This window comes from Paraburkholderia sp. BL9I2N2 (assembly GCF_004339745.1).
Taxonomy (GTDB): Bacteria; Pseudomonadota; Gammaproteobacteria; order Burkholderiales; family Burkholderiaceae; genus Paraburkholderia.
In genome coordinates this window covers 402,809-419,238 of sequence record NZ_SMGP01000005.1, presented here as the reverse complement: position 1 = coordinate 419,238, position 16,430 = coordinate 402,809, and the positions used below count along the sequence as shown (strand labels likewise).

The 16,430-nt window shown below is 60.8% G+C and carries 15 protein-coding genes and 1 riboswitch; of the genes, 3 read left to right on the top strand and 12 right to left on the bottom strand.

Features of this window, described 5'->3' with window-relative positions; all coding sequences use genetic code 11:
* Nucleotides 1-27: 27 nt before the first annotated feature.
* The 3 genes from B0G74_RS43515 to B0G74_RS43505 are packed head-to-tail and all read right to left on the bottom strand — an operon-like array spanning nt 28 to nt 3,261.
* A complete protein-coding gene (locus B0G74_RS43515; protein WP_132383943.1) occupies nt 28-1,206 on the bottom strand; it encodes a CaiB/BaiF CoA-transferase family protein in 1,179 nt (392 codons plus the stop codon).
* Nucleotides 1,207-1,224: 18 nt separating this feature from the next.
* Nucleotides 1,225-2,388: an acyl-CoA dehydrogenase family protein gene (locus tag B0G74_RS43510; protein ID WP_132383941.1), complete on the bottom strand. Its 1,164-nt coding sequence runs from the start codon at nt 2,386-2,388 to the stop codon at nt 1,225-1,227.
* Nucleotides 2,389-2,418: 30 nt separating this feature from the next.
* A complete protein-coding gene (locus tag B0G74_RS43505; protein ID WP_132383939.1) occupies nt 2,419-3,261 on the bottom strand; it encodes a MaoC family dehydratase N-terminal domain-containing protein in 843 nt (280 codons plus the stop codon).
* 289 nt (nt 3,262-3,550) lie between these two features.
* Between B0G74_RS43505 and B0G74_RS43500 the strand changes: the two genes are divergently transcribed.
* The gene (locus B0G74_RS43500) at nt 3,551-4,369 is read left to right on the top strand and encodes a 2OG-Fe(II) oxygenase (RefSeq protein WP_243658585.1); all 819 of its coding nucleotides are present in this window, start codon (nt 3,551-3,553) and stop codon (nt 4,367-4,369) included.
* A 314-nt stretch (nt 4,370-4,683) separates the two neighbouring features.
* Nucleotides 4,684-6,603, top strand: coding sequence for an FUSC family protein (locus tag B0G74_RS43495; RefSeq protein WP_132383935.1), 1,920 nt, complete (start codon nt 4,684-4,686; stop codon nt 6,601-6,603).
* A gap of 199 nt (nt 6,604-6,802) precedes the next feature.
* Here the strand turns inward: B0G74_RS43495 and B0G74_RS43490 are convergent, their stop codons facing one another.
* The 7 genes from B0G74_RS43490 to B0G74_RS43460 all read right to left on the bottom strand — a co-directional run bounded on the left by B0G74_RS43490 (nt 6,803) and on the right by B0G74_RS43460 (nt 14,052).
* The gene (locus B0G74_RS43490; protein ID WP_132383933.1) at nt 6,803-7,054 is read right to left on the bottom strand and encodes a PAAR domain-containing protein; all 252 of its coding nucleotides are present in this window, start codon (nt 7,052-7,054) and stop codon (nt 6,803-6,805) included.
* Nucleotides 7,051-7,626, bottom strand: coding sequence for a hypothetical protein (locus tag B0G74_RS43485; RefSeq protein WP_132383931.1), 576 nt, complete (start codon nt 7,624-7,626; stop codon nt 7,051-7,053). The genes B0G74_RS43490 and B0G74_RS43485 overlap by 4 nt, the downstream gene beginning before the upstream one ends.
* A gap of 90 nt (nt 7,627-7,716) precedes the next feature.
* Complete coding sequence (locus B0G74_RS43480; protein ID WP_132383929.1) at nt 7,717-8,073, bottom strand: hypothetical protein; 357 nt, start codon at nt 8,071-8,073, stop codon at nt 7,717-7,719.
* A 104-nt stretch (nt 8,074-8,177) separates the two neighbouring features.
* Nucleotides 8,178-8,696 (bottom strand): hypothetical protein, encoded by a 519-nt coding sequence (locus B0G74_RS43475; protein ID WP_132383927.1) that lies wholly within the window; start codon nt 8,694-8,696, stop codon nt 8,178-8,180.
* Nucleotides 8,677-12,162, bottom strand: coding sequence for a type VI secretion system tip protein TssI/VgrG (gene tssI, locus B0G74_RS43470; RefSeq protein ID WP_132383925.1), 3,486 nt, complete (start codon nt 12,160-12,162; stop codon nt 8,677-8,679). The genes B0G74_RS43475 and tssI overlap by 20 nt, the downstream gene beginning before the upstream one ends.
* 916 nt (nt 12,163-13,078) lie before the next feature.
* Complete coding sequence (locus B0G74_RS43465) at nt 13,079-13,819, bottom strand: CbtA family protein (protein WP_132383923.1); 741 nt, start codon at nt 13,817-13,819, stop codon at nt 13,079-13,081.
* 11 nt (nt 13,820-13,830) lie between these two features.
* Nucleotides 13,831-14,052: a CbtB-domain containing protein gene (locus tag B0G74_RS43460; protein ID WP_132383921.1), complete on the bottom strand. Its 222-nt coding sequence runs from the start codon at nt 14,050-14,052 to the stop codon at nt 13,831-13,833.
* 38 nt (nt 14,053-14,090) lie between these two features.
* Nucleotides 14,091-14,233, bottom strand: a riboswitch (cobalamin riboswitch).
* Nucleotides 14,234-14,296: 63 nt separating this feature from the next.
* Here B0G74_RS43460 and B0G74_RS43455 point away from each other — a divergent pair.
* Nucleotides 14,297-14,884, top strand: coding sequence for a histidine phosphatase family protein (locus tag B0G74_RS43455; protein WP_132383919.1), 588 nt, complete (start codon nt 14,297-14,299; stop codon nt 14,882-14,884).
* Between the two features lie 18 nt (nt 14,885-14,902).
* Here the strand turns inward: B0G74_RS43455 and B0G74_RS43450 are convergent, their stop codons facing one another.
* A complete protein-coding gene (locus tag B0G74_RS43450; protein WP_132383917.1) occupies nt 14,903-15,343 on the bottom strand; it encodes a hypothetical protein in 441 nt (146 codons plus the stop codon).
* Nucleotides 15,344-15,409: 66 nt separating this feature from the next.
* A complete protein-coding gene (locus tag B0G74_RS43445) occupies nt 15,410-16,414 on the bottom strand; it encodes an alpha/beta hydrolase (RefSeq protein ID WP_132383915.1) in 1,005 nt (334 codons plus the stop codon).
* Nucleotides 16,415-16,430 lie beyond the last annotated feature (16 nt).

Genomic DNA, 16,430 nt, shown 5'->3' with positions numbered 1-16,430 from the left:
ATCGTTCGCGCCGGCACAGCAAAACATTCAGATCGTGCCGGCGGCTCGCAGCGCGTCGATACGCGCGCTGTCGTAACCGAGTTCGCGCAGGATCGCGTCGGTATGCTCGCCGAGCGCGGGAACCGGGTCCATGCGCGGCTCGAAGTCCGCCGGCAAACCTGGCGGCAACAAGGCGGGCACCACGCCCGCCGCCGTGCCGACTTCATGCCAGCGCCCGCGCGCCTTCAACTGCGGATGCGCCCATACGTCGCCGAGCGTGTTCATCTGCGCGTTGGCGATGCCGGCGTCATCGAGCCGTTCGATGACCTGCGCCGCGCTCAGTTTCGCAAAGGCCGCGACGATCACCTCGCGCAAGGCGTCACGCGCGGACGTGCGTTTCGAGTTCGAGTTGAAGCGCTCGTCCGTGGCGAGTTCCGGCTGCACCAGCACGCGCTCGCAGAAGAGCTTCCATTCGCGTTCGTTTTGCAGACCGAGCATCACCGTCTTGCCGTCGCCGGCGGGGAACGGTCCGTATGGATAGATCGTGGCGTGCGCCGCGCCGGAGAGCGCGGGCGGCGGTTGACCGTCGATTGCGTAATAGAGCGGATAACCCATCCACTCGACCATGCTTTCCAGCATCGACACGTCGATGCGGCAACCGCTTCCCGTGCGGCCGCGCAAGAGCAGCGCGCTCAGAATGTTCGAATACGCGTACATGCCCGCTGCGATATCCGCAATCGAGCATCCGGCTTTGGCCGGCTCGCCCGGCGAACCGGTGATCGACAGAAAACCGGATTCGCTCTGGATCAGCAGGTCGTAGGCTTTCTTGTCGCGGTACGGGCCGTCGGAACCATAACCGGAAATATCGCAGACGATCAGCTTCGGATACTTCTCGCTCAGCGTGTCGTAACCGAGACCGAGCCGGTCCGCGGCGCCGGGCGCGAGGTTCTGCACCAGCACGTCCGCGTCGGCGACCAATGCGTCGAGAATCTCCGTCGCGGCGGGCTGCTTCAGATCGAGCGCAAGACTCTCCTTCGAGCGATTGGTCCAGACGAAATGCGACGACAGTCCATGCACGCGCTCGTCGTAGCCGCGCGCAAAGTCGCCGACGCCGGGTCGCTCGATCTTGATCACCCGCGCGCCGAGATCCGCCAGTTGACGCGTACAGAACGGTGCGGCGATCGCATGTTCGAGCGTGACGACTTTGATACCGTCGAGTGGTCTCATGGTATTTGCGCCCGAAAGTCAGAATGAACGCGGCAGCCCGAGAATATGCTCGGCCACGTACGAAAGAATCAGGTTGGTGGAAATCGGCGCGACCTGGTAAAGACGCGTTTCACGGAATTTGCGCTCGACGTCGTACTCGCACGCAAAGCCGAAGCCGCCGTGAAACTGCAGACACGCGTTGGCCGCTTCCCACGAAGCGTCGGCGGCAAGCAGCTTTGCCATGTTGGCCTGGGCACCACACGGTTGATGCGCGTCGAAACGGCGCGCCGCCTCGAAGCGCATCAGGCTGGCCGCCTCGACATTGATGAACGAGCGCGCGATCGGAAACTGCACGCCCTGGTTCTGGCCGATCGGACGGCCGAACACGATGCGCTCTTTCGCGTATTCGGTGACCTTGTCGACGAACCAGTAGCCGTCGCCGATACATTCGGCGGCGATCAGCGTGCGCTCCGCATTCAGGCCGTCGAGGATGTACTTGAAGCCCTGCCCTTCTTCGCCGATCAGATTCTCGGCGGGGATTTCAAGGTTATCGAAGAACAGTTCGTTGGTCTCGTGATTGACCATGTTCAGAATCGGCTGCACAGTCATGCCGTGACCGATCGCTTCCCGCAGATCGACGATAAAGATCGACATGCCTTCCGATTTCTTCTTCACATCCGACAGCGGCGTGGTACGCGCGAGCAGAATCATCAGGTCCGAATGCTGCACGCGCGAGATCCACACCTTCTGGCCGTTGATCACATAGCGGTCGCCGCGTCGCTCGGCGGTGGTCTTGATCTTCGTGGTGTCCGTGCCGGTGGACGGCTCGGTCACGCCCATGGATTGCAGACGCAAGTCGCCGCACGCGATCTTCGGCAGATACTTTTGCTTCTGCTCTTCGGAACCATGGCGCAGCAGCGTGCCCATGTTGTACATCTGGCCGTGGCAGGCGCCCGAGTTGCCGCCGGCGCGATTGATTTCCTCCATGATGACCGACGCTTCCGTCAGCCCCAGCCCCGAGCCGCCGAAGTCCTGCGGAATCAGCGCGGCCAGCCAGCCGGCTTTGGTGAGCGCGTCGACGAATTCTTCCGGATAACCGCGTACTTCGTCGATTTTGCGGAAATACTCGCCGGAAAATTGCTGGCACAGATCGCGTACGGCTTCGCGAATGTCCTGGAAGGAATCCTGCTGCGTGGTTTGCATTAATCGAATCTCTTGTAGGTCAGGCGAAGCTCAGGCAATGGCCGCCGTGGCGCGCATGGTCAGATAGCCTTCGTGGTCTTTGGCCCATAGCTCGATGAGCTTGCCGTCCGCGGAAGGCTTGCCGCACACCGTGAAAGGCTGGCCTGCGAAGGTCGGACGCACTGCCTTGAAGGCGAAACTTTGCAGCGTGGCGTCCGGTTGTTCGCGGCGCACCAGGTCGACTAGCAGCGTTGCAATCAACGGACCGTGAACGATCAGGCCTGGATAGCCTTCGACTTCCGTGACGTAAGGATAGTCGTAGTGGATACGGTGGCCGTTGAAGGTCAGCGCCGAGTAGCGGAACAGCATGACAGCGTCGGCGTCGATCGTGCGGCACCAGGTTTCGCCTTCCGGCGCGAGTTGCGGCTGCGGGGGCCGCGCGCCATCCTGCGGCGCGTCGCGATAGACGATGTCGTGCTCTTCTTCGAGCTTCAGTTCGCCACCTGCTTCGATGGTGTGCTGCACCGTGACGAACACGAGACGGCCGGACCGGCCGGTCTTGTCTTCGATATTGGCGATCGTCGAAGTGCGCGTGGCATGCTCGCCCACCTTGAGCGGCGCGTGAAAGGTCAGCCGGCCGCCGGCCCACATGCGACGCGGCAGCGGCACGGGCGGCAGAAAACCGCCGCGCTTCGGATGGCCGTCCGGGCCAACTTCGGACATCGGCGCAACCGGCAGAAAGTACAGCCAGTGCCAAAGCGGCGGCACGCAGTCGCCGTTTTCCTCGCGATCGAGCGTGGCGGCCATCGCCTTCAGGGGAAAGGCGGTGATGTCGTCTTTGGCGACCTCCTCCTTGTCAAGCCAGTCGTCGAGTTTCTGCGGGGAAGCAGACATGGGCACAGTCTCCGGATACGCGCATTGGGTTTAATAGGGTCCTACTATGAACGACGCGGCACATCCCGCAAAGTTTGCATTTTCGAAGCGGGCGTTTGGATTTGCTTAAGGCTCGCTGGGCCGCCGTGTGGCGGGCGCTGCCGCCGGATCGCTCTGAACATGATGCGCTCGTTGCCGAGGCGCCGGCCGTGAACAGCACGGAATTGAAAAGCAAGAGTCGGAGTGCGCGGCATGACGCGCGTGCTTACACTCAATCATCGTTCTGGTGATTGCTTGACGGAGATGGCTTATGGATACGGTTGCGAAGGGTACGCAGTCCCGCTCGCTGGCATTGGATTTGGATTGGAAACCCGGTGCGGGACGGAAGCCGGACGTGAAAAGCGCTGAGGCGCCAGCGCACCGCTCGCTTGCGCAGCGCGTCGGCGCGATCGACTGGTTCGATGTCGAAGAAGGCTTGAACGCGTATGGCTGCGCGATGCTGCGCAATCTGTTCAGCTCAGAGGAATGCGACGCGCTGACCGCGCTTTATCCGTGCGATGCGCTGTTTCGTAGCCGCGTCGTGATGGCGCGGCACGGTTTCGGCCGCGGCGAATACAAGTATTTTGCGTATCCGCTGCCGTCGTTGATCGGCGATTTGCGCACCGCGCTTTATCCGCGTCTCGCGCCGGTGGCGAATCGCTGGAATGAGGTGATGGGTATCGATGTCCGCTATCCGGCGGCGCACGCGGAGTTTATCGAGCGTTGCCACGCGGCCGGGCAGACGCGCCCCACGCCGCTGATGCTTCAATACGCCACCGACGACTACAACTGCCTGCATCAGGATCTCTACGGCGAACACGTGTTCCCGCTGCAGGTCGCGATTCTATTGTCCGAGCCCGGCGCGGATTTCACCGGCGGCGAATTCGTGATGACTGAGCAACGTCCGCGCATGCAATCGCGTACGGAAGTGGTGCCGCTCGGCAAGGGCGATGCGGTGGTGTTCGCGGTCCATCATCGGCCGGTTCAGGGAACGCGCGGCCCTTACCGCGTGAATCTGCGGCATGGTGTGAGCCGCTTGCGCTCCGGCCAACGGCACACGCTCGGCGTGATTTTCCACGACGCGGCCTGAGGTTTGACTTAGCTCGGCTTGACGTGCGCTACTGCGCCGCCTGCTGCTGCGCTGCGGCAAAAATTCGACAATCGCAATTTTGACCCGGTATCATCCGGGAAAACCCGAACCCGCTGGATGCGCTGCGCCACCCTTTTGCAGCGCATTCGGCGTGTCTGTTCGCGTGTTATCGCCCATCGTCGGATGGGGCTTTCAGCCGGTGATCCCGGCATGGCGGCCCAGTTCGACGATACGAAGGTGGCGGGCCCACGTGCCCGCCCTGTCGCAATCGGCCAAAAGCCGATGGCGGCCATTTAGCCTGGATATCATCGATCATGATTGCTGCCGCGTTTTCGCGCATCGCCGACCGCCTGCTAGTTGCGGATCCGGGACTCGTGCGTCTCCATACCGCGCTGCGCGTTGCGCTTGCCTGCCTGCTCACCGGCGTAGTCAGCATCGCGTGGACCGTCTTCCGCGGTCAGCCCATCACGCTCGCCGCGCCTGGCATTCTCTTTGCGATGGTCGCGCCGCTGTTCGTGCGCGAGACGCGGCGGACCGCCTGGTTCAGCACGCTCTTCTACCTTTATCTCTGCGCTGGTGTGTGCTTCGCTACGGCGAGCGTACTGTGCCGTTATCCGCTGGCCGGCGATGCGGGCTTCCTCGTCGTGATGTTCGCCGGCATGCTGTGCCAGGCGTGCGGGTCGCGTGCATTGGGTTGCGCGATGCTGGGCGTGGTGTGCTTTTACCTCGGCCTGTATCTGCATCCTTCGACGACGCATCTCGCGCAGTCGCTCGTGCTGTCTGCGTTCGGCCCGTTGATGGTTGCGCTGGTAGGCCGCGTGATCGTGCCGATGCGGACGGCGGCGAGCTTTCGACTCGCCGTTCATACGGTGACGCTGCGCGCGTCGCGTGTGCTTCACGCTCCGGCTGCCGCCGCGCATCTCTCCGCGTTGAACGAAGCCGCCCTCTCACTCGAAGAACACTTGGCGCTGCTGAATCCGTCGGATGCTGAAACGATTCGTGAACGGATCGTCGAAGTGGAAGTGGCGGCGGGGCAGCATGCGTTTGCATCAGGACCCGCGGATGGCGGCGTCAAGGCGAGTGCCGATGTATTGCGTCACGCGATTGCGCGGCTCGGGGAGATTGCGCATCGAGGCGACACGCGACGCGCTTCGTCTGCACCGGCGAGCGGTGCGGTTGCGCTGACTGCGGCACAGCGCTTTGCCGACTTGCGCAGCAAGCTCTGCTGGCTTCCCGCCACGCGCGCCACGACCGCTGCGTTGCTCGCGATGCTGATCGGCCACTCGCTTTCGCCGGAGCGTTGGTTCTGGGCGGTCATCACGACGTTCGTCGTGTTTCTCGGCACGCGGTCGCGCGCCGATACGGTGTATCGCGGCGCGCAGCGCCTCGTGGGGACGTTGGCCGGCGCGCTCGTCAGCGTGTTGCTGGTCGCGCCGCTGCACGACTCGCCGGTGTTGCTGGTGGCCGCGATGGCGCTGTGCGTGTTCGGCTGGGCTTACTACATCCTGAGCGCGTATGCGCCGGGGGTGTTTTTCATCACCGTGCTCGTCGGGTTGGTCTATGGCGAACTGGGGTTCGCGATGGGGCCGCTGGTCGAGTTGCGGATCGAAGAAGTGCTGGTGGGTTGTCTCGTGTCGTTCGCCGTCGCGATTCTGATGATGCCGCTTGCAGCGACGCGGCACGTCGAGGCGAGACTAGGCGCGGTGTTGGGCGCGTTGCGGGAGGTGGTGCGCTTGGCTGGGTCGGGTGCGCAAGCGGGTGATGCGGTTGCCGCGGTGCGTAAGCTCGATCGCGGTTGGCACGATCTGCGGATCGCGCTGCGGCCGCTGCAGACGCAGCGCGTGGTGGTGTGGAATCCGGACGTCGAGTTGGCGACTGGTGCGTTGCTGTGTTGCCTGCATTGGGCGCGCGTGTTGAGTGGGTTTGCGCGACGCGGTGGGTTGGAGGATGAGACGGCGCTGAATGCGGCGGAAGTGGGTGCGGCTCATGTCGCGTCGATCGTGGCGCGGCTTGATTCGTTGATTGCGCGTTATGGCGATGCGGCGGCGGGTGCTGCGCGTGGTCGGTCAGATCAGCATGTGCCGGTGCTGCCCGCCGTTGATTTCGACGTGAACCAGGCATCGGCACTTGCGCAATTGGATGGCGCGGTCGCGCAGTTGTTCGATCGGTTGATGCAGCCGGTTTTGGATACGCGGCGGGTGTTCAATTGGGCGTTGAGGGGGAGGAGTGTGTAGGGCAACGCGGCAGGACTGCTTGGCTATTTAAGCGGAGAAGGCCCAATACGCGAGTTTTCTTCGTTTGTATTTCCCGCTACCGGTCGAGCCTATCCACGATGAAGGCACCGGCGCTCATGTCCGGCAGGAAACTCAAGGTCATGAACCACACCTGTGATTTCCATTTCCGGCAGCGACTCTCCAGCATCGAAGCAAGGCATCAGACAAGACTCGAAATCAGGCTGCACCCGCACGTGGCGTGATGCCCCTGCCGCGCGACGGGCGTGCCGCGATCCGTGATTTTCCTGTCGCCTTCGAGGATCATATTAGGCTGGACTTCGGGATGCAGCGGGCACTTCACGAGATCGCCCACGCGGGCCACGCGCCGTCCGGCGTAGCGCATGGTTTGCGAAGCGGTGATGACTTCGCCGCCGTGGTCGGTGGTGTCACCGAGTCGGATTACGTCGATCATGGATCCTCAGCGCGCTGGTGTGCGTCAAACGCTGCGATTTCTTCCGGCGTCGTTGGGTAGTCGTGTGCGAACTCCACATAGTTCTTTTGGCCAGCGAACTCGACATAACCATTTAATGCCTGCGGCTCCGATACCTGCTGAATAGCGACGCTCACTGCAATCAGGTAGCGGCCTTTTTTGAAGGGATTGCTCGGGAAAACCATATATTGTGCATAGCGGGTTTGGCCGGGTTGAAGACGTAGGACTTCGCCTGAGAAATCGCTGTGATTGAGTAGCGCTGACGCACCGATAAATCCAGTGTCGAACTCCAGGCTTTTGTTGTGTACTTTGATATTGTCGTCGCGAACACCAGACACAACGGCCCACGATCTGCTGGCTATTGGGTTGTAACGCCCCTCCCATACAGACGGACTGCTAAACGCAATCTCCTCCTTTCCGGAATTCTGGAAAGCCAGTGTGACCAAAAACCCTCCATTCTTGGGGGCAATCGTCGGCTTGACATCCAACTTGGCAGTTTTTGAGCCTGCATCGTAGAAGCGTTGAAGGTATTTAAGCGAGTGGTAGAAATCCACGTAACCCTGCTCAACCCGCACCGGGTCTACTACTTTCCTTAACCTTGCGGTTCTGTTAGTTTCACCTTGCCTCTGTTTGTTCGGATTGTTCTATGCCAGTGGTACATCGACGGTTCGATCAGACTTGATGTACTGTTTGTGAACCGCACCCCCGTCCCAGTAGTATTCGTCCGGAAAACTGAGCAGATGCCCCACCACATGGGTTTCGACATGATGGACCGCGATTTCAGTCTCGCGGCCAGTCTGTGGGGATATGTACGTCACCTTCTCGGACCAGTTGGCCGAATCTGCACGCTCCGATTTAACGTGAAGGTTAATACTGGTATGAGCGCGGCAATCAGGGTCTTCGGTCATCAGGTCTACCTTGAAGGACACAGGAATTCGACAGGAGCAGGCACCGCCTTTCGGGCAATCGGCGATGGTAAGCTGATACCCGTTCTGGTTCAAATCTCTTTCCACCTTTGCCTTGGTCAACGACAGACATATTGCCCAAAACAATTTTTACCTTTTTCGTGACCTAGTCCTTAGTCGTTTGACCGTGAGTCAAACGACTATTGATATGCTTCATTGCAGTTGAACGACTTCCAGCGTCCGTCATTCCCTTTGTAGCAATTTGCTGGTACGTAGATCAGATCTTTGGAGTTCCACTTGTACAAAACTTTCATCTCCGGGAAGCCGGGGGGAGCTTGCGTGACAGACGTCCACGTCAACGGCCGCCGCAAAGTCGCCGACACAGGACCCGGAACCAAGGCTGCAACAGGCGGTGAGGCTAGAACTACACACCAATTAGTCGAGCTACGTTGCTCGAAAACCGTTTTTTGGGAGTTGGTTCCGGAAGTCGTATCGCTTGCAATTACAAAGTAACGTAATCCCATATGCCGAGGAATTCGCAAGATATTTTTATCTTCTTCAAAACTGATGCCATAGGTGTCAGACATTCCCGCCTTCAACGACGAATAGCATGAAGCGTAGTGAGAGTCGTGCCACGCTTGCGGAAGTACCACCACTTCGGCGGCAATCACGTTGGACCCGATTGCAATCACGGCGATGCTAAGGAATTTGCGGAACATAGTTAACTTGAATGGTTGAAGTTGCCGCGACCGTCTCAGGGGGAAAAGTGTGACATAGCGCTGGCTGGCCTGGAGGGGTTAACGGTGGATAGCAAATGGTCTCCTCATGGACATTACTGGTATCGTCCGCCAGGACGCGGCGGAGCAATGCCGCGAATTGCTGGCGATTTGCGTATCCCGCAGCTCCGCCATTGATAAGCCAGCTAATAAAGCCGACAATCGCTGGCCCCACACCAAGGTCTGCGGCACGGTTAATATTGGTCTTCCCTCGAAAATGTTTGGAAACCCAAAACATGCCAGAAGAATCTGCGGCATCAGTTAGATTGGACGCTATTCGGGCTGGATCGTAGCGTGGGAACCAACGCCGGGGAGGGGCGCCGGTTGACCATTCATGTGTACTCGTAGCGCTGATCCGCGAGTCTGAATAAGTCGACCCACTGATATTCGGCAGCAGTCTGAAGGCTCCATATTCATCGTAGTTACTCGGCCAGGTAAGCTGGAGGTAGCCTCGTCCGTAGAACGGGCCATATGGTCTCTCGTGGCCAGTGCCTCCCTCGTTTATCAGACTCAGGATACCTGTCTCAATGTAGGCTTGCGCGAGGAAATGCACTAGTCGCGGCGTACTTTCGCCAAGATACTTGCGACGGAGCATATTGATCGATTTGTAATGCACGGTGGCCCGCTGGTGCGCCTCGTTCCAGCTAATCTGTCCAGTCAACGAACGACGCGGCAGACATTGGGCCAGTTCTGCCACACCTAGCCAATTGCAAGTTCTCATGTGTCTGATAAAGACGGCTGGCGGAAAATGCCAAACCTCATTGGCATGGGGCAGATCAGGATCGCTAATGTCCTCCCAGAAAGCCAGATCACGCGCATGGTCCATCAGCTTGCCGAAATCGGCTTCCGACAACGGACTGGACAATGCCTCATGCGGACTCTTGAGCCAGTTATAGCGTGCCTCCAGACCGCTTCGGCTCCACTCGGAAGGGAACTTGCACACGGCACGCGCGAGGCGCTGCCGGATCGCATCCACGCCCAATGCCCCCACGGCGTCAGCATGGCTCACATGTCCGGAATGATTGACGTCCAGCCAGCGCTTTACCGTTGTTGATTCGCACAGGCTGTCGGGCGTCGGATCGTCATTGACGAAACTCCAGCCGGCCCATTCGGGGAAATCGGCATCGCTATACACGCGCACTCCGGCCTTCGACAGGTTGATCCACCCGTCGCCGTCCGGCGTCCTTACCTTGCGCCAGTGATTGAAGCGCGCACCGCTCGCGAGGTGGTCGTCGATGCAACGCCCGAAGCGGATCATCTCGAAGATGGCACTCGGTGAAGGCACCGCGATCCCAGCGGTGATACTCGCCAGGCTGCTGTCCGTATAGCGCCGACTGAGGGCGGTTGCCCGCGAGAACAGGTTGTATTCTGCCTCGCTTTCCGCAGGCATTGCGCCGCTAACGGACCAGCTCAAATCCATATTCTGCTGGTAGGTCGTCAGCGTGCAGTCCTTCTCGTAATGCATGCGGATAACCAGATCGCGACTGGTTCCAGCCGGAACGAGAGGCGCCTGAGGATGCAGCGTCGCAATCGCCGGAAAGCTATCGTCCTCACGATACGGGTGAGGCTCATTCGCAAAGAGCTTTGTGCCGCGAGGAACGAAGAACCACACGTCGCCGTAGACCGCGTCCGTGCGCGCGGGACTGTTGCCCAGCGATCCAGGGGCGCGCCCGATCATCTTCCTCAGATTTGCCTCGTCACAGACGATTTCGAAATGGATCTGTGGAAACTGTCCGTAAATCTGGCCAGGGGTGCCGATAAGGTCCTTGCGGTAAATTTTCTTACCCACCGCAACGGACGAAAGCACCTGCTGCATGTGCATGTATACCGAGTAGTAGGTAATCTTCGCGTGATCGCCTTCGCCGATTTCCGTGTCGTGCCGGATGACCACGCAGCCATCATCTGTACGGACGTTGCGATACTGGAGCGTCGCCTTGTGAGTCGTGTCAGTGCGGCGCACATAGACGATCTTGCCGTCTGCAATGGCGCGCACCGAGGCAGGCTGCGTACCGTCTGTGGGTGCCTTCAGATGCACACCGCCATGCCAGCCGAGGTTGAAGCTGACCGGATAGCAGATCTTGACCCGGCCGTACGCATCGACCCAGGTCGTCTGGTCCTTGGGACCGACCACCACGGCTGTCTCGGCGTAACAGCGCGGCTTTTTCTTCAGCCTGTTCCTGAAGAACCGGTTCGGCGACTGCAGCACGAAGTCGGTCACGCACTGGTACTGGTCTGCGCCTGGCGTTCTGGCCGATGTTCTGCCCGATATCGTCGTCTCGCTCACGTTGCGGATATCGAGCGTGGTCGACACCACCAGGTACTCGGCATTGACATCCGACTCCGGGTGATCCGTGAGAAAGAATGTCCTGCCCGTCTTCAGGCCAAGGAGGCTGCCCCGCCCCCTGAGACGTTCGTTGCGCGAGAAAAGCGCATGGGCGCGCACACCCGCGAGATAGTGTGCCTCCTCCAGATAGTTGTTCGGCTGGCCCGACAGACCCGTTGCGCCGGCAAGGGGCTGCGAGTAGTCACCCCAGTGGCGTTCCTCGGCCTTGTGCAGTTCTCCGAACGCATCATGTTCCTCGACGAACTTCTGCGCTCCACGCGTATAGTCGTAATCGACAACAGTCACCCTGGCCGCCGTGATCCTGCGCGACGCCTTCAGCTTGTGGATATGTTCTTCGTCGATACGCGCACCGTCGGGCGCGTGATAACGGATCGAGTCATAGGCATTCCGGTGCGGCTCGTGGACACCGGGCCCGTCGCACAGCACCAGCCTGTTGTTATCCTCAAAGTAATAAATTCCCCATTCGCGCCAAAGCCTGGTCAGGAAATGGAAGTCAGACTCCCACATCTGGCGGACGAAGTCGCGTTCCGGATAGCCGTCTTTCAGTCCGCGTGCCGACACCTTCACATCAAACAGGACCGGGTGCTCGCGCAGCACGTCCCGCGTGATATCCAGTACGCTCCTGTTCTGGAATATGCGACTGCGCGAGGTCTTTGTGGTCAGCCACAGGGCAGGACGCACGACAAGGCGGTAGTACGTGTGGCGATCATCGACGCCAGTCATCTCGACTCTGGCGATGATCCCCGTAATCGTCCTGACGCCCGCTCCGACATTACCGGCGCCGCTATCGCCGGGCATCCCCGGAATGAATGTTCCCTTCCCGTCGAACTCGATCGAGATGGTGATGTCCTTGCCGACCAGCCTGGCGGGGACGATCTGAAATTTAGTGTTGTACTGGGAAAGCCCCGGCGTGTACGTTGTCGCCATGTCCAGCGTGTATCTGTACAGCTTGCCGAGCGCCTCGGTGCCACGCAGCCGCACGGGAGACAGGACCGGCACACCGCGATCAACCGGGAACGCATTGCACGACACGCTCAGGGTACGTGACTGGCTGGGGCTATACATGGCCCCTCCCTGGACTGACCTGATACAACCGGCTTCCGCATGACTTCATACGCCGCCCCAGTTCAAAAATTCACGTTCTCCATTATCAAAGTGACTTTTATGAGGCGTATATAAGACGACTGTAAAATCTGGTCAAAACAAAAAAATAGATAGGTACTTCGCATAACCCAGGAAAATGCTTAGTGGAAAGCAGAAATTTGGGCAACTTTTTTTGAGGTAGGCGAGGACGATTCCGTGCTAGGTGAGTGGAGTGCGCCACGCAGAATTTTTCAACTATGGAAAGGGCAATCCAGGTTGTCCCAAAGGTTCATGCAGTGCCCCGGAAATCACACCCAGCGATATTCTGTCCAGTCAGCGCAGAAAAAAACTCGCACGAGGCGGGCCAAGGCAGCCATGCTTGGAACGCGCAGATACGACGGGGGTTGCTGAGGGAGCTGGATAGTCCTCAGAGACAAGTGACTGGCAGACAGAAACGGGCGACCGGATTCGCCCGGAAGGTTCACGCGATACGGTTGCGGGTACTAGCGCTGTCGCGCGGACATTTTCCGTGGGTCGCTGCTCAAGGACTTCAATCCAAGTGCGTGCCGGGTGTAACGCGTCCCTTACTGACGTGATGAAAGAAAGTCCAGTTGAGCCACGGCCGGGCGGCGATGTGGTCAAGTGCTCTCCGCGACAAACTGCCGGTTCAGCATCCTCTCGCCATCTGGTTGAAAGTGTTCATTTGGCCGCGGTGTCCCGCGCACAAAGTTATCAACAGAAATTGTTCGCAAGCCTGTGGATAACCACCCCACAACCGCCCCAACTCCTTGACGCAGAACCCTTCTTGACCACTGCGCGCAAAGCACGGAGAGCGAAGTGCGAGAGCAAGACGCGGAGCGCAACCACCAAACCGGTTGCGCTCACCAATTCCAAACCATCAAACCGACTTCACCGCCGACCTTCGCCCCACCCGCATAAACGCACTCCGCTCAACCAGCGCCCCGAACAGCAGCCCGATCGTCGCCCACATAATCGCCTGCATGCCCAGCGCCGCGACGCGGAATTTCCACAGCAGCACCGCCGGGAAAGCCTCCGGCACTTCGTTGATCGTGGGCATCGACAACTGCACCGCGGCGATGATCACGATGAACACCACCGCCCCCACAATCGAGCCATTCCACGCGCCAAGCTTCATGGCTGCACGGCGCCGCACCTTGAGCGAAAACACCATCGCGGCCAGCGATATCGCAATCATCAGGAAGAACAAACCCGTCCGCGTCCCAATCGTTTCAGGGTCGCCGACCGAAGGCGGGTTCGCCGGATACTTCAGATTCGGCACCACCGCCAGCGCAATGAACGCGCCAAGCGCAAGCCACGCGGACAACGCGCGCGGGCTCAATGCGCCCACTCGTCCATAGGCGTACGCGAACACCAGCGAGAACAGCCCGCCGAATGCCGCGCCGTAAGTCACCACGCCAGTCAACAGGCCGATACCCCGCTGCGTATCGCGGCTCACAATCTCGGGTTCAGCGGCCTCGCCTTTCGCGGCGTCGGCTTTTTCTTCGAATGAAATCGCCTGATTCACCTGCGGCTCGCCCACCACCCGGGCAAAGCCGAACGTGAGCAGTCCCGCGGCGATGCCTGCAAGCATCCCGCGTACCAACAATTTACCAACCATGGTCGACTCCGTTAGTGGCAGGGAAAGCCGAGCAGATGGCGGCCGTCGTGCACGAACTCATGCACATACATGCCCGGCACCAGCGAGGTGGCGCCCTGTTCCGCACCCACGAAGTAAAGCGCGAGCAACAACAGCAGACCGCCGAACACGACCCAGGGCAACAACTCGCGCAGCGGAATCGGCGTGGGTTGCGCAACGGGCTGGTTGGCGGGATCGAAAATAGCTTCGTTCATGATGGACATCTCCTGGGGTAACGCGCCCCGATAGTCATTGCAGAGGATTGGTGCGAAGCTCAGGTCTGGCTTTCGGCTTGTGCTGCCGATTACAGTGGCGCGACCGCGCCGGGCTCTCACCGGCTTCCGCGCTTCGCAGTCCCGCTATTCTACGCGCTAAACTTCGGCACCCGGCAACGCAAAACATCCGCTTCATCCCGCTCGCGTTCGGCTTCGGGGCGCGGCGTCACAGGACATGAACAGAATGGACACTCGGCTGTTACTGATCAGCCATGCATCGACCGCCGCCCAGCGCGCAGGCCGTTTTCCCGCCGACGACCCGCTCGACGCCCGCGGCCTCGCCGAAGCCCAAGCGGCGCGCACGCGTCTCGCGACAGTGGACGACGCGGCCGCTTTCGTCAGCCCGGCCGTCTGCGCGCGCGAGACGGCAGCCGCCCTGGGCCTCGCGGCATCGATCGACGCCGGTCTGGCGGATATGAACTACGGCGCATGGCAGGGGCGGCGGTTGGCCGACCTCGCTGCCGAAGCGCCGCAAGACCTCGCCGCATGGGCGCGCGATCCCGATGCCGCGCCGCACGGCGGCGAGTCGTTCAGTCAACTCGTGAAACGGGTGGGAGAATGGCTCGACGCGCAAAACGGCGCGAAGGATCGTGCACCCAACCATGCGCTCGACGTGATCGCCGTCACCCATGCGCCGGTGCTCCGGGCAGCGATCGTGCATGCGCTAGGGGCATCGCCCGCCGTGTTTCCGCGCATTGAAATCGCGCCGCTTTCGATAATCGAGTTGCGGCGCTCGTCGCGCGGCTGGACATGGTGGCCGGCCTCACGCTAGCCACCTTCGTGCGGCGGTTTACTTACCCGACACCACCAGACGCAGCTTGTTCGAACCGGTCGGCGTCAGCGTGATGTCGGTCCGCTTGCCCTTCGCACCCAGATAAAAGTGCTGACGTCCCGGCGAATTCTGATCGTGGGTGGCGTCCGGCAGACACGATGCGATGTCCGCCGCGACAGCTTGCAGCGCGTCTGCATTCGAACCGGCGTCGTGATGCGGCGTCCAGTTGCATTGATACGCACCGCGACTCGCCGAACATTGCGCGTCGTCGCCATAAGGTTGCGCGACGCCCTTGCCGTCGTCCGGCGTCAATGAAGCGAGCCCGCTAGGGGCGGCCGCGACGATCCGTTTCAGCGAGGTACACGGGCTAGGCGCATCGTCGGCATATGCGCTGCCGGTCGGCAACGCGCCTAGCGATGCAGCGGCAAGCGAGGTGACAAGTAATCGGGTTCTGTTCATGTCGGCGCGGTCCTTGAAGTCACTCACAGGTATTAGCGCGGTAGCACGCTTCGTGCCCATGCGCACTCACAGCCCAGTACCAAACAAAGCCGCCAGCCCTTGCGCCGAAGCAAAAATCCCCTTGGCATCGTGCCCGACACCATCGATCACATACGTCCGGTGCTTCGCCAATCCTTCCGGATGCCGCAACGTCATATAGCGCGCATAAGCCAGCCCGCGCCCGAGCCGGTGTTCCCCTTGCGTCAGCGCGGCGCATGAACGGTCGAGCGCCGGATGCTGCGGATCGCAATCCGCGCCGCCGAGCAGCACGGTGACGTCACGCTGCGCGTAACGCGCTTCGAGCGCTGCGGCAGAAGCCGCGTCGCCCGCATAGCCCGGCAAATCCTCGAGCCCATATTTCCAGCGATTGAACGACGGACACATCGCCCGATCGAACGCCGCGAATTCGCCGGACGCAACCGGCCGCATCGCATCGAAGTACACATACGACGAAGGATTCGCGACCACGTAGCGCAGCGCGATGCCGCGCGCCGCGAGCGGCGCCTCGTCGCGCGCCACCACCGCATAGCGCTGCACGACTTGTGCGCCGCCCGAGTGCCCCGCGATCACCACTTCGGCAAGCGACGCGAACTGCTCGCGCGAAGCAAGCGTATGCAGAATGGCGTCGAGCACATCGAACGAACTGATCGGCGCGGGACCTTCGGCGTTCTCGCCGCCCATCCAGCTCGTCCAGTCCCAATGCAACGTGGACGGCGGCACCTCGTGCGCCTCGACATCCGCCGTCGCGAGAAACTGCGGCACGATCAGCAGCGTATCGGCCGCAGTGCCGCCGGCGAGCGCGCACGAACGCTGCGCGAGTTCGAAATACGTGTCGCCGTTGCGCAGGCGGCCATGAATCAGAATCACGGCGCGTTGGACTTCGCGCGTCGGCACTAGCCAGTCGCCGTTCGAAAACACGGGCACGGTGCCGCTGCCGGCTTGCGTCGTGACGCTCAGATGCCGGCTTGCGACAACAGCGACCGGATGCTCATTCGGCGCGCGTTCGTCGTCTGTGATGAAAGGCTGGGTCATGCAATAGGCTCGTGGT